Consider the following 14,646-nt stretch of genomic DNA (forward strand, 5'->3'; position numbering starts at 1 on the left):
TATAACTTATCAGCTAATAATATTTTTATTATTTTATAGTAATAAAAAAAGTCACTTCTCAAACAAGAAGTGACTGCATAGTCATAAGTTCTAATAAGACTTAATTCCTCTCATTTTTCAAGATATTCTCTTGCAGGATTTAGCACCAACGAAAAAATTCATTTTAAAAATTTTCTCAGGTTGCCGGGCTTCAAAGGGCCAGTCCCTCCACCGCTCTTAATAAGATTAACTTATATAAATATTCTTTTATTAATATTAATTATACCTTATAAAAAATTCTTGTCAATAAATATCAGTAAACTTATCGATTTTATGTTCTTATTACTGCAACATATATAAACTTAATATATATGTTGCAATAATAAAACTACATCACTATTGTTTAAATGAATCTGAGCACAAAATATGCAATGTAAAATATTTAACGCAACTTATATAGATCTATAGATTGAATAAAAAAAATTCAACGAACTCAAAATGAATTTTAACAGCAGAAAATAAACAACATATTGTATTAATTATTATACAATATGTTGCTTATTTAAATTAGGTAAAACTTTGAGATCCTTTTAGTTTACCCAAGCTCCATTGGAACCAACATAATATCCATCAATATATTTATCATGTTCCATAGCTCCTGATTCGTTTAGGTAATACCAGTTTCCATCTGTATCTTTAAACCATCCAGTTGCCATAACTCCTGATCCATTTAAATAATACCAGTTTCCATCTGTACTATTAACCCATCCTGTTTGCATTGCCCCTGATTTATCTAAGTAATACCAGTTTCCATCAGTGCCATTAACCCATCCTGTTTGCATTGCTCCTGACTTATCTAAGTAATACCATTTTCCATCTCCATCTTTAAACCAGCCAGTATTTGTTGTTCCTTCTTTTGATAAATTATACCAAGCACCATTTTTTTCCTGCCAACCACTTTCAGCCGCATTTGCAGTTTTATCCGGTGCACCGGTATTGGTTCCCTTATCAGATGTAGTTGTATCTGAACTTGTAGTTGTACTTGTGCTCGCACTATCACTTGATGAGCTTGATGAATGATGATGTGATCCTGAAGAAGAACCAGTAGTTCCTATTAATAACTTAACATCATTGTTATCATAAGTAACAGTTACTGAATAATTATCTGGTAAACCAGTTGTTTCAATTGAAGAAAATCTGCTATTTGTACTATTACTATTAAATGTTATTATAGCCGTACCATTAGCAGGTATATAATTGTTATTAAAATCCAGTTTTAATTTTCCATTAAAGGTTGCATTGCCACCAATCTCAAATATATCATCCTTGCTTCCAATAGAAAGTTCAAGTGTACTGTTTTGTTCTTGTTTATAGTCACTTTTAATATTTACTGCTCCATCTACCTCTTCAGCAAGTGTACCGCCTTCATTTGAAACACTCCCTGCTCCTAAAGCTGTAGCTGAATCTGCTTCAAGAGTTCCTCCTTGAATTTCTGTTCCACCGCTATAAGTATTGTCTCCGCCTAATTTCAAGCTTCCTGTTCCTGCCTTTGTTAATGAACCGCTTCCTGAAATGTCATTACGCCAGTTATCTGAAGCATTAAATCCACCTTTAGACGCATCCATATTTACTGTAACAGCACTATTAAAAGCACCATATCCATCAGCTGCTGCAAAAAGATTAAGTCTTCCCCAGCCTTCTGCATCATCTAATAATGGGTAACCAGATTCTAAACCAGTTGTATATAGAACATCGCGTCTTTGATTTGCATCAAGATATGGAAGACGAGTTTCTAAAAGCACTTCTGCTCCCTTTGGCACTACCATTGGCTTAGTTGTATCCCCAATTTGAGTAAAACCATAAGTTAATCTATCAATATAATCTTTCTTATTCTGCTTATAATCATCGAATCTATCTGTTGCTGTCCCCTGTTGTGGTAGGAGTTTAGTCTGCCCATCATTATAAGCAGCCGCTTTTATAGCTGCATTAGCTGGGTCATTAAGTGCTGCCGCTGAAAGTGCAGTTCCTGTCATACGTCCTCCTATTACATCTAATGGTGAATGCATCCCTGCAATAATTCTGTTATTTCCAAGCTCAGAAGCACGTGTAAGCATTTCTTGAAAACGTTCTGGAAAAGCATATGCTAATCCTATTGCTGATATGTATGCAGCATTTGTATGTCCGCTTGGGAAACCTCCATCTGTACTTTGTTCAGGAAGTAGTGTTGGAAGAAATTTCACGTCTGAACTCCATTTATACGGACGATTATAGTTATAATAATTTTTAGCTTGTGATGTGCTTGCACAAGTAGCACGCAAAGCCTCCACTAATTTAACCATGTTGCCAAGCTGGGAATTATCATCTGCCCAAGTACATCCCGCATCATCATCATTCTTTACTACATTTGTTAAAGCTGCTTCTCCTACAGTTGTAACTGAAGTTTGCGCATTAGATAATCTTTTAAATACATCTGTATAATTTCCAAGACCATCAATAACGCTATAATTCTGATTTCTACGGTCATCAAAGAAAACCTGTGCTAATGGACCAGTTGTTGAAACTGCTGCTGCTGTTGTATTTCCACTTGTAAGTTCAATGTCCATATTAATATTATGTTGTTGAACATCATCATCTAAAACATTCCCATTACTTGGATCATATATTTTAAGAAATTGAGACAATACCCCAATGGATGGGTTACTTTCTGGTGTCATATTCGCTTTAATATTATTTTTATAATTATCTACATAATATCCATATGTACTTGGATTAGGAGTCAAATTATCATCCGCAAAAGATGCCATAGGCATTAAACTTTGAGTTACAGTAGTCGCTAAAACTAATGGTATAATCTTTTTATTAAAATTCATATTAATCTTACCCCATTCTATAATTTTTTTGTAAAGTCGCTTTCTTATTAATTCATATAATCATTTTATTTAACGAATATTATTTCCTCATTAATTTTAGGTTAAATCCTAGTTTATTCTTCATATAGTATTATTTTCTTTCTAATTGTTCCTCTTAATTTCATAATATTAAAAAAATAAAGCTAAAAACTATATATTTTAGTTTTTAGCTTTGTTTTAGATTACTATATTCTTATGACTTTATATACTTATTTTCCTTCTCTAATAAAAAGTATATATGTTGCAGTTAGTTTTCTACATTTTATATATCTGCATACACTTAACTAATAACCATACTAAATTCACTTTCATTCTTACAATATATTTTAACTTAACTGTATATTATTTATTCATATCTTAAAGCTTCAATTGGATCAAGACTAGCTGCCTTTTTAGCTGGATAATATCCAAAAAATACACCAATTGCCATTGAAAATGTGAAACTTATTAAAATAGTTGGAATTGATATTGATATTGGTGAATTTAATACTATACAAGCAATTATCCCCATACTGATTCCAAGTACTATTCCTATTGCACCACCTATTGAACATATTATAACCGATTCAGTTATAAACTGCATTTTTATGTGGCTGCTTTTTGCACCAAGAGCTTTTCTTGTTCCTATTTCTCTTGTTCTCTCCGTAACTGATACAAGCATTATATTCATTACTCCTATCCCACCTACAAGTAATGCTATGGCTGCAATTACAGATATTCCCATAGATATCATACCTAGTACTGAAGTAATTGATTCCGCCTCATTTTTAAGATTTGAAACTTGTAACTCCCAATATTTATTACTCTTATACAATTTATCCGTGTATTTCTTTATATCTTTAACTAGTTTATCTGAATCAGCATTAGGACTAGGTTTAATCATAAAATAAGAATAATTTTTATTTGTTTGATTAACCTTGGCCGTTGTTACAGGAATATATACATCTGTCTGTATATCTTTTTCCGTTGCTGTAGATCCACCTCCCTCTAAAAATGATGGCGGTTCATACTTGTACACTCCAACAATAACATATGTTTCAATATCATCTTGTATATAAACCTTAATTTCTTTACCTAAAGGATCTGACTTTCCCTTAAATATATTATTAACAAGCTTTTCAGAAACTACAGCACACTTTTTTATTCCTTTAACATCTTTATCTGAGATGAATCTTCCACTAAGCATCTTTATATTATTTACATCCTTAAAACCATCGTTTACTCCAACAGTTGTTACATTCGCATATAGATATCCATCCTTTACTTTCCCGCTTCCTTCTTGGGCCGATATACTTATACTGCTTATTCTATCAAAGAATGCATCATGAAGTGCATTTATTTGATCTAAAGATACAAGATCACTATCATCAGGTCTCTTACTTGAATCACCTTGACTAGAACCGTCTATACTTTTTTCCCTTACATAAACCTGCATATTATTAGCACCTAACTTATCTAGTTCTCCTGATACCTTAGCAGTGATTGCACTTCCAATAGAAACAATACCTATAACAGCGGATATTCCTATTATTATTCCAAGCATAGTTAATAAAGAACGCATTTTACTTGATTTTATTCCTGCTATTGCAAGCAGTATATTCTCTTTTATGAACATATCTCTTCACCATTTGGAAATCTCTTAATATACTTATCATTATGTCTTTCTGATACTATCTTTCCATCCCTTAATGTTATAATCCTTTCTGTTTCTTCTGCAAGTTCATAGTTATGTGTTATAAATACTATTGTCTTTCCTTCAACTTCATGAACCTTATGAAATAAGTCCATAACTAATCTTCCTGTTGCTGAATCAAGAGCGCCTGTGGGTTCATCTGCTAATATGATACTTGGATCATTAGCTAAAGCACGTGCAATTGCAACCCTTTGTTTTTGTCCTCCAGATAATTCATTTGGAAGATGCTTCATTCTATCTTTCATCCCCACAAGTTCTAAGAGCATTTCTGCCCGATCACATCTCTCACGCTTATTCATTCCATAATAAAGCATTGGTAATTCAACATTTTTTAATGCTGAACTTCTTGGTATTAAGTTATAAGTCTGAAACACAAAACCTATTTGCCTATTTCTAACCTCTGATAAACCATTATCTGTTTTTTCATTAACATTTGTGCCATCTAAAATATAAGTCCCAGAGGTTGGCCTATCAAGTGCCCCTATAATATTCATTAAGGTACTTTTTCCAGAGCCTGATGCACCTACAATAGCTACGAACTCACCCTTATTTATTGTTATATCAATGTTTTTAAGAATATTTAACTGATTAGGAGTATTAACATAAAAACTTTTCACAATATTTTTCATCTCTATTATACTTTCACCCAATATACTCACCTCTAATCTATTCGTACTTTCTCCCCGACCTTGCAGACCGTAGGATCATTGATTACCATAACTCCATCCATAATTCCATCACCTGAAATTTCTACATTAAAATCAGATTCAAGCCCTATATTTATTGGTACTTCCCTAACTATATACTCATTTGGTTTTTTACCGCTTTTTTCTGCTATATATATACTTTTGTTGCCATTCTTTTCAACTATACTTTCTGATGAAACTGCATAAATATCAGATTTTTCACTCGTAATAATGTTTACCCTTGCACTCATTCCAACCTTTATATTTTCATTTGCATCGTCTATTTTAACTTTTGCTTCAAAATCTCCATCAGAACTTGTTTGATCACTTTGAGAATCAGCTTTATTCTGAGTTTGAGGTATACTTCCTTTTTGTGCTACCGGACTAACACTTATCACTTCTCCTGGAATAACTTCCTCTCCTGTTGCATCTGTTTTTATTTCTACTCTTTGTCCAGCCTTTACATTTGCTATATCAACTTCCTTAATAGGAACTGTTATTTCTGTATTATCTAGATCTTCGATTTCAAATAGTATTCCATTCCCTGAATTTCCTACAACAGCATCCACTCTTGTAACGGTTCCATCAGTAGTTGCTTTAATTGTACATGCTTCTAATTGCTGCTGCTGCTTTTCAATTCCAATGCGTTTACTTCTATCGCTGCCTTTAGCCTGCGCTGTTTCATAATTACCTTTAGCGGTGTTTAACGCTTCGTCTGCTTTGGTTTTAGTACTTTCTAGCGCTACTTTTGCTTTTTCATACTCTGAATTTGCAGTATCGAAATCTATTTTTGCTTTATCAAAATCACTTTCTGTAATTGCTCCTGAATTAAATAATGTCTCATTCTTTTCATATGTCTTTTTTTTATCATCAAGATTAATCTTTGCAACATTTAAAGCCTCTTCTGCATCTTTTACATCCGAATTCAAGTTATTATCATGTAAGTATAACTCTTCCTCATAAGTTTTTTGCGTAGTATCCGTTTGTGTTTTATCACTAGCTTCTTCCGCATCCGCTGCTGCTATTGACTGTTCAATATCCTTCTCTAAATCTGCTGAATCTAATATTGCTAATACATCCCCTGCTTTAACCTTATCTCCTTCTTTGACTTTTACCTCTTTAATTGAGTTATTCATTGTACTATATATATTAGTGGAATCCTGACTCTTTATTTCTCCTAAAACACTTACACTATTTATCACTTCTCCTTTTGATAAAGCCGTACATTTAATAGCTACTGCTGGTTTAGGTATAACAAATTTCCATATTACTATAGCTACAACTATTACAAATATTGTACTTAACACTACTATTTTTTTACTTGGTTTCTTTTTGAGCTTTAATCCTTTAAGGCTAATACCTTTAGGCCTTAAATTTTTAATATCTAACTTTGGCATCCTTTACTTCCCCCAGACTTTTACTCCATGAATAATAATTAATAGGAAGCTTAATTCCTTTTACTTACAATTCATGTATTTTACCCTTATCTTTCATCACATAATGCTTGTATATAATTTCCATGCGATGCCTTTAGTATATCATTGCCAATCTAATATAAGCCTTAACAAAACATTAAATTTTTCTTAAATTACAGAGGACTATCTTAAAATAAATTTTGTTTATTTTAAGATAGTCCTCTGTAATTACTTTACTATTTATTAATCTCTTATTTTATGTAAAAAAAATCATCCTTGATGCCATCATTTAGACTTGGCGATAACTTATTTAACGTTTCTAATATGTCTGTTCTATTTTCACCAGTTGCTAAAGTTGGGATATAATCATTTTTATCATTTCTTGAAGAAATCATGGCTGGAATAACTTTATACTCGAAGTTTATTAATCTATCATTCTCTACATTAGCCTTAAGTTGAAGTATAAATGTTCTTTTATCCGATGGATTTGAATTTCCACCAAAGCAGAAATTCCCCATTGAATATGCTATAAGCCTCCCCTTATAATTTTCCATGCTTTGAATCACATGAGGATGTGAACCTATAACAGCATCTGCACCACTATCAATAGAAAATCTGGCTAACTTTTGTTGAACATCATCTGGCTCATATACCCTTTCAATTCCCCAATGAAAATATGGAATAATTACCGTTGCCCCTTTAGCTCGCAATTCATTAATATCATTAACAATTTTTGCTTTTAATTCATCTGAATACTGCCAGCCAGTATAGCCTATAAAACCAAATTTAACACCTTTTATGTCTCTTAAAATTTTATAACCCTCTCCACAAATATCAATATTATTTTCTTTTAATGTATTTATAGTATCATTTATCCCTTGACTGCCATAATCATAAATATGATTATTAGCTATTGTAACACCATCTATATAACCATTTGTAAGAATCTTAGCATACTCTTTAGGCCCCTTAAAATTATAATATACTTCTCCTTGTTTAATAGTCTTAATATTAGAATCTGTAAGTGTAGTTTCTAAATTTACTAAGGTATAATCGTCCTTACTAAATACAGAAGATACATTTTGCATAAAATACGAATAATCTTTCCCACTATTTATAAATGCAGCTGGTAAGCTTCCATCATATGCAAATTTAGAATCTGTCCCTAATGTAAAATCTCCAGCAAAAGAAATTGTAATCTCCTTTTTTATTGGCTCTTCTTTAATATTTTCTTCTGTTAAATTAGTAATCTCATCATCGATTTCAACATGGGAATCATTACTTTTAACTCTTTGCATCTTCAAATAGTATCCTACTCCGCTTATGATTAATACACTTAAACAAATTAATATAGCATTTATTAAATAATTCTTCTTTCTATATCTTTCACTTCTTTTCCTCATAATATTATCCCCCAAATTTTTAGCTTTGAGTTATCTTTATGCAAATACTAACATATTATACGTCCCACTTCCATAAGTTGATGTATTATTTTGAACTATGGCAAATATTTTTTATTTATACATCCACTTATTGCAATCGATTGCGCTATTCTTGTCAATGAATACCATAAGCTTACATTTATATGTAATTTAAAATGATGATCTTCTTATAAGTTTAGACTCAATAATATAATGATTCGTTGATGTTTCGTTATTCTCTAAAAAATCAATTAGAATCTTTGCAGCATAATACCCAAGTTCCGAAGCATTAATATCTACCGATGATAATGGAGGTGTTTGAAACTCAGCTAAGGGACTATTGTTAAATCCCACCACATCAATATTTTCAATTTTTCTTTCCTTAAGAACTTTAAGTGTCCCAAATGCTAGTACATCATCTTCTACTATTATAGCTGTCGGAATCATATTTTTTAATAATTTTATAGTTCCATTTCTACCCTCTTGCTCATTGAAATCATTAGCCATTACTACGCTTTTATTTTGAATTTTAATGCCATTAACTTCACATGCAGCTTTAAATCCTTTATATCTATCTTTTGTCACATTCCACTCTTTCTTAGCTCCAAGAAAGGCAATAGACTTATGTCCTTTTTTTATTAATTCATTTACTAAATTATACGTCGCCTGAAAATTATCATTATCCACCCATAGTAAGCCTTCTGATTCTTCTGGTCTTCCTATTACCACAAATGGAAACTCAGCATCTTTAAGGTATTTAATGCACTTATCATCTGCTCTTGCTCTCAATAAACATATACCATCAACTAAATTGCTTGTAATAAAATTATTTATATATTCTATTTCTGATTTTTCATCTTCACTAAATGCATATGAAATATAATACTTTTTATTTTGAGCATAAAGGCTCATTCCTTTCATTGCCTGAATGAAAAATGTATTGGTTATTAAATCTTGAGCTTCACTTGGTAAAACTACGCCTAAAATTCTGCTTTTCTTGTTAGCTAAGCTTCTAGCAATTGCATTTGGCTTATATTTTAATCTATTTATTGCATCTCTAACCTTCTCTTTAGTCTCCTCACTTATTTGTGAACTATCTGATACAACCCTTGATACAGTCGATGGAGATACATTTGCTTCCTTTGCTACTTCCTTAATCGTAACCTTCATAATTCTCCCCTATTCTATCTTAATAATTTTAATATTAGCATATTTAATATAATGTTACAAATAATACATTAATTAGTATAATACTCTCATAAATAATGAATTTTCTACCTTATGGATGAGTAGCTCAAGGACTTGATTTGTTACTTGTGATTCTTAGATCATGCTATACTCAATTATAAGTTATGGGCTCAAGATGAAATCCTACCTTGTAAGAATTTTAAATATATATTTTTTTGAAAAGCCTATGGATCTTTTTCCAAAACTCATAACTTATGACTTTTAACTCATAACTAATTAAAGATTTTTCTTTAGTCTTCCATAAATCTTAGTAACTCTATAAATCTTTTCAGCTAAATCATTTGTAAATAGTCCTGATTTTGCCCTCCAACGCCAATTCTCCCCAAGAGTAGATGGCAAATTAATTCTTGCTTCATTACCCAAATCCAAAAAATCCTGCATTTGAGCTATTGCTACATCTGCAGTGCTACTCCAAGCTCCCCTTATAAATCCCCAGTTGTAGCCTTCTTCTTTATTCAAACCCAAATACTCTATTGCCTTTTTAACTTGTTCCTTTGGAGCACTTGTTTCTATCCAGCCTCTAACTGTATCATTATCATGAGTTCCTGTATAAACAATAAAATTTCTTTGATAATTGTGAGGTAAAAAAGGATTTTCACTATCTGAATCAAATGCAAATGTTAGGATTTTCATTCCTGGAAAACCAGTATAATTTCTAAGTTCTATAGTTTCTTCTGTCAAAGTCCCCAAATCTTCTGCAATTATATTTACCTCTCCTAGTTCAGCCTTAATTGCATCAAATACTTTTCTCCCAGGGCCTTTAACCCACTCTCCCCTCTCTGCTGTTGGATCTCCATAAGGAATTGACCAATATGATTCAAAACCCTTAAAGTGATCTATTCTGAGTACATCATATAAATTCAAACTTTGCCTTATGCGATCTATCCACCATTTATAATCTGTCCTCTCCATATAGTTCCAATCATAAATAGGATTTCCCCATAATTGGCCTGTAGCAGCAAATATGTCTGGCGGACACCCAGCAACCTTCAGCGGCTTCAGGGTCTTTTTATTAAGAAGAAATGCTTCAGAATTTGCCCAAACATCTGCACTATCTTCTGCTACATATATAGGCATATCTCCTATTATTTCAATACCTAGTTTATTTACATATGACTTTAACTCAGTCCATTGTTTATAAAACTCATATTGCAGAAACTTCCAGTAATTTATTTCATCACTTAATAAATTCCTATATTTATCTATAGCTTCCGACTCTCTCACTCTTATATCTTCATCCCATGTTTGCCAGCTTTTTAAATTAAACTCCTTCTTTACTGCCATATACAGCGCATAATCCTCGAGCCAATATGCTTCTTTTTCCTCAAACCCTTTTAAATTCATACTCTTATTTAATTTAAAATTCTCATATGCTTTTCTTAGCACCTTAAATTTTTCTGTGAATATTGTTCCATAACCTATGTCTTCTGAATTCTTTCCAAAATCTATAGAGTTATAATCTTCTTCTTTTAGCAATCCTTCTTCTTTTAAAATGTCAAAATCAATAAAATAAGGATTTCCAGCAAACGCTGAAAAAGATTGATATGGAGAATCTCCAAAGCTGGTAGGCCCAAGAGGCAGTATTTGCCAATACTTTTGACCTGCTTTTTTAAGAAAATCTCCGAATTCATATGCTTCTTTACCAAAGGTTCCTATTCCATATTTTCCTGGCAGAGAAGCAATATGCATGATAATTCCACTACCTCTGTTCATACCTTCCTCCTATTATCCACCTCTTGCTTTTAATATGTTTTGCACTATTATTTCCATCTTAATTTACTGTATTTAGTAATTGCTTACATAAAACATCAAGGCACAGTTTTTATTTATAAGTATTATATTCCGTTAGTATCTTTAATGATTATTGGAATTTTCTAACAAACTATTTTATTGAACCTTGAACAATTCCTGCTATAATCTGCTTTTGAACAAAGAAATAGAATATTATTATTGGAATTATGGCCATGATTAATGCGGCCATAGCTAATTCCCATTGTTTTGAAAATGCTCCAAAGAAATTATTCATAGCTAGTGGTATAGTATTTATTTTCCCGTTTATAGTTAAAAAAGGTAACAAAAAATCGTTCCATATCCAAATACTATTTAATACTGCTACTGTAACGGTAGTTGGTTTTAATAATGGCAGCAAAACTTTTACATACGTCTGCCATTTGCTACATCCATCTATAATTGCGGCCTCTTCCACTTCTTTAGGGATTCCTTTAATAAATCCATGATACAAAAATATGCTCATACTAACACCGAATCCTATGTACATAAATATGAGCCCATAGTGTGTTCCTAGCATTTGAAATGGTCCAAAATGGATTAATCCCATCCATTTTACAAGTGGTAACATTACTGCTTGGAATGGAACAATCATTCCTGAAGTAAATATATAAAATATTATCTTGCTCTTTTTTGACTGGTCACGCACCAATACCCATGCTGCCATTGATGAAAATAGAAGTATTAATACTACACTTCCAACGGTTATTATAATAGAATTAGCAAATGCACTTATTACATGCATTTTATCCATAGCATCTAGATAATTCTTAAAATTCCACGTCTCTGGTAATCCTGTAGTATTAGAAAATATTTCTCTTCTTGATTTAAATGAATTTATTATCATCAAATAAAATGGTGTCATATATACTACTAATAGCAACCATGCAAACACTTCTAATATTTTTAACTTGCCAGTGTAGCTGCCTAATGTCTTCAATTTTTTGCTTGATTTAGTTTTCTCTGTATCATTAACAACTTTACTTGTTTCCATTATACTTCTACCTCCTTCTTCTTATTAAAGTAAACTTGAGTTAAAGAAATAGTAGTTACAAGTATAAAAAATACAATAGCTTTAGCTTGTCCTATCCCCATATTATTTACTATAAATGCTTCATTATATATGTTTAGTGCTAACATTTCAGTTGTTTTTACAGGTGTAAGAGAGAAATTTAAGTCAAACAACTTAAATGAATTTGCTAAAGTTAAAAATAAGCAAATTGTTATTGCTTGTCTTACCATCGGTATTGTTATATTTTTAAATGTATGCCATCCATTAGCTCCATCAATATGCGCTGCTTCTATTAGATCCGTAGGAACATTTTCAAGGGCTGCTACATAAATAACCATTATATACCCAGCATACTGCCATGTTGAAACTATTAGCATTGCAAGCATCGCTGTAGTTGGCTGCTGCAAAAGTGATGTTCCAAGTATTTGGGAACCTAAAGTTTTTCCTATTGATGTGAATACGGAATTAAACATGAATTGCCATATGAATCCTAAAATTAATCCTCCAATTAAATTTGGCATAAAAAATCCAGTTCTTAAGAAACTGCTGGTTTTTAATTTCCTCGTAACTGCATATGCTAGTCCAAACCCAACTAAATTAATAGTTATTACGCTGGCTATTGTATATAGAACCGTTATTTTTAAAGAGTAAATAAATTGTGTATCCTTTGGAAGATTAATGTAGTTCTTTATTCCTACAAAATCATATTGTGGGTTAGCACCATTCCAATTTGTAAATGTATAATATATCCCAATTATAAAAGGTATTATTACCACTACTGTTATTGCAAATAAGGCTGGCCCTACAAAAATCCAAAAGTCTTTGCTATCTTTTAATTTTTTACTCATTCTCTTACTCTCCTTTCATAATAACTTTTGGAACTTCATCCTAAAATATTTTAAAAAATTCATGAGAAGATATATCCCCTCATGAATAGAATTTTATCTAGTGCTATTTAGCTTTTGTTGCATCTTGAATTCCTTGCAACATATCTTTCTTAGCCTGCTCTCCCATATCAGTATTAATAAACTTAGAGAATAAAGGTGCTAAACTATTCTTGTTAAATCCATCTGGTAGATTAGTAAATGCCCAAGGAAGAGTTTTTCCTGCTTTATTATATTCATTTATTGATTTGTTCAATGGATTATCACTTTGAACTGTAAAGTTTGTAAATGCAGGAATCATGTCCATATCCTTAACTAATGATTCTTGACCAGCTTGACTGCTAACCATCCAATCTAAAAATTCTCTAGCTTCCTTATTAACCTTAGAATCTTTATTAACTACCCAGTACATTGGAACTCCTACTGGAATAGATCCACTCATCTTTGGATCATCATTTATTGCAAGTGGAACAAATCCCATATCAAATTTAGCATCTAAGTTCTTTAAATCTGAAGCAATCCAGTTACCTTGATGTATAAATGCAGTTTTTCCAAGAGCGAAATTACCAACTTGAGTACTATAATCTATGGTGTCTAAATTCTTTCCACCACCATATTTACAAAGTAATTCAACTAAATTCATCCAATCATTAAATTGCTTATTATTAACTATATCAGCTTTACCTGCAAGGTAATCCTTAGTAAATTGAGTCGGATTATCTTGAGTTGCGAGTGGTATATTAAATGTATGATTTCCTGTAACCCAGAATTCTTTTGTTGTATAAGATACAACATTATCAATACCTAATTCAGCTTTTTCACTATCTAATTTTTCAAAGGCTGCTTTTAATTTATCAAAAGTATCTATAGACTTGGGATCGATACCAGCCTTGTCCAAGATTTCTTTGTTATATAATAATCCATAACCTTCTGTAGCAGCTGGCATACCATAAACTTTTCCATCAATAGTTACTGTATCTAAAGTTCCTTTAACAGCATTGTTCACCCATTCTTCTGAACTTAAATCATCAATTTTATGTTTCCAAGTTTCGTAATCCCCAGCACCCTGAATCATGAATATATCAGGTTCAGTTCCTTTTTGAAACTCTGCCTTTAAAGATGCACCATAATCAGCTCCTCCACCAACTGAAGTAACTTCAACTTTTACACCTTTTTCTTTCTCATATTCTTTAGCAAGTTCTTGAAGCTGATCATTGATTTCAACCTTTAGTTGATAAACTCTGACTGTCTTTTCACCTCCAGAATCACTAGAATTTTGTGTACTTGTAGTAGTCGATGCTTGTCCACATCCTGCCATAGTCCCCACTAATAATGCAGAAGTCAAAATTCCTGATAATAACTTTTTTGTTTTCATGTGAATACCCTCCATTAGAATTCATTTAATTTTTTGATTTTTCCAAAGCCTTAAATGATATATTAATATAACATATGCCTAAAATATTAATTTTAGATATATGATATTTATCACATAATTAAAGATTTTATTTATGCAAGCGTTTGCGAAAGCTGCTAAAAAATTTAGTCTTATAACATTTCATGTTATTTAGACTATTGCCGAACCTCCACTTGGGTATTTTGTATTATATTTAC

10 protein-coding genes and 1 riboswitch are annotated in these 14,646 nt (G+C 31.7%); all 10 genes read right to left on the minus strand.

The window, feature by feature from the left end:
- Window positions 1-107: 107 nt before the first annotated feature.
- A riboswitch (SAM riboswitch) is annotated at window positions 108-226 on the minus strand.
- A 343-nt stretch (window positions 227-569) separates the two neighbouring features.
- The 10 genes from CLOBL_RS08945 to CLOBL_RS08990 all read right to left on the minus strand — a co-directional run bounded on the left by CLOBL_RS08945 (window position 570) and on the right by CLOBL_RS08990 (window position 14,410).
- Window positions 570-2,849, minus strand: a complete 2,280-nt coding sequence (locus CLOBL_RS08945; protein ID WP_077858701.1) for a phosphatase PAP2 family protein — start codon at window positions 2,847-2,849, stop codon at window positions 570-572.
- Window positions 2,850-3,234: 385 nt separating this feature from the next.
- Window positions 3,235-4,503 carry an ABC transporter permease gene (locus tag CLOBL_RS08950; protein ID WP_077858702.1) on the minus strand — a complete coding sequence of 423 codons (1,269 nt, stop codon included), beginning with the start codon at window positions 4,501-4,503 and terminating at the stop codon, window positions 3,235-3,237.
- A complete protein-coding gene (locus CLOBL_RS08955) occupies window positions 4,494-5,231 on the minus strand; it encodes an ABC transporter ATP-binding protein (RefSeq protein WP_009167932.1) in 738 nt (245 codons plus the stop codon). Before CLOBL_RS08955 ends, CLOBL_RS08950 begins: the two co-directional genes overlap by 10 nt.
- 11 nt (window positions 5,232-5,242) lie before the next feature.
- The gene (locus tag CLOBL_RS08960; RefSeq protein ID WP_077858703.1) at window positions 5,243-6,664 is read right to left on the minus strand and encodes an efflux RND transporter periplasmic adaptor subunit; all 1,422 of its coding nucleotides are present in this window, start codon (window positions 6,662-6,664) and stop codon (window positions 5,243-5,245) included.
- 269 nt (window positions 6,665-6,933) lie between these two features.
- On the minus strand, window positions 6,934-8,085 hold the full coding sequence (locus tag CLOBL_RS08965; RefSeq protein ID WP_077858704.1) for a CapA family protein: 1,152 nt from the start codon (window positions 8,083-8,085) through the stop codon (window positions 6,934-6,936).
- Between the two features lie 189 nt (window positions 8,086-8,274).
- Entirely contained in the window at window positions 8,275-9,273 is a 999-nt protein-coding gene (locus CLOBL_RS08970) for a LacI family DNA-binding transcriptional regulator (protein WP_077858705.1), read from the minus strand.
- A gap of 294 nt (window positions 9,274-9,567) precedes the next feature.
- Window positions 9,568-11,064 carry a 4-alpha-glucanotransferase gene (gene malQ / locus CLOBL_RS08975; RefSeq protein WP_077858706.1) on the minus strand — a complete coding sequence of 499 codons (1,497 nt, stop codon included), beginning with the start codon at window positions 11,062-11,064 and terminating at the stop codon, window positions 9,568-9,570.
- Window positions 11,065-11,233: 169 nt separating this feature from the next.
- Entirely contained in the window at window positions 11,234-12,133 is a 900-nt protein-coding gene (locus CLOBL_RS08980) for a carbohydrate ABC transporter permease (RefSeq protein ID WP_077858707.1), read from the minus strand.
- A complete protein-coding gene (locus CLOBL_RS08985; RefSeq protein ID WP_009167926.1) occupies window positions 12,133-12,999 on the minus strand; it encodes a sugar ABC transporter permease in 867 nt (288 codons plus the stop codon). Before CLOBL_RS08985 ends, CLOBL_RS08980 begins: the two co-directional genes overlap by 1 nt.
- Before the next feature lie 103 nt (window positions 13,000-13,102).
- Window positions 13,103-14,410: an ABC transporter substrate-binding protein gene (locus CLOBL_RS08990; protein ID WP_077858708.1), complete on the minus strand. Its 1,308-nt coding sequence runs from the start codon at window positions 14,408-14,410 to the stop codon at window positions 13,103-13,105.
- Between the last annotated feature and the right edge of the window lie 236 nt (window positions 14,411-14,646).

Origin of the sequence: Clostridium sp. BL-8, assembly GCF_002006495.1 — a bacterium.
In the GTDB taxonomy this organism is placed as follows: domain Bacteria; phylum Bacillota; class Clostridia; order Clostridiales; family Clostridiaceae; genus Clostridium.

Coding starts and splice junctions, on each gene's coding strand:
- CLOBL_RS08965 (WP_077858704.1), bottom strand. CDS start 8,085: ATGAGGAAAAGAAGTGAAAGATATAGAAAGAAGAATTATTTAATAAAT.
- CLOBL_RS08990 (WP_077858708.1), bottom strand. CDS start 14,410: ATGAAAACAAAAAAGTTATTATCAGGAATTTTGACTTCTGCATTATTA.
- CLOBL_RS08980 (WP_077858707.1), bottom strand. CDS start 12,133: ATGGAAACAAGTAAAGTTGTTAATGATACAGAGAAAACTAAATCAAGC.
- CLOBL_RS08950 (WP_077858702.1), bottom strand. CDS start 4,503: ATGTTCATAAAAGAGAATATACTGCTTGCAATAGCAGGAATAAAATCA.
- malQ (WP_077858706.1), bottom strand. CDS start 11,064: ATGAACAGAGGTAGTGGAATTATCATGCATATTGCTTCTCTGCCAGGA.
- CLOBL_RS08985 (WP_009167926.1), bottom strand. CDS start 12,999: ATGAGTAAAAAATTAAAAGATAGCAAAGACTTTTGGATTTTTGTAGGG.
- CLOBL_RS08970 (WP_077858705.1), bottom strand. CDS start 9,273: ATGAAGGTTACGATTAAGGAAGTAGCAAAGGAAGCAAATGTATCTCCA.
- CLOBL_RS08945 (WP_077858701.1), bottom strand. CDS start 2,849: ATGAATTTTAATAAAAAGATTATACCATTAGTTTTAGCGACTACTGTA.
- CLOBL_RS08960 (WP_077858703.1), bottom strand. CDS start 6,664: ATGCCAAAGTTAGATATTAAAAATTTAAGGCCTAAAGGTATTAGCCTT.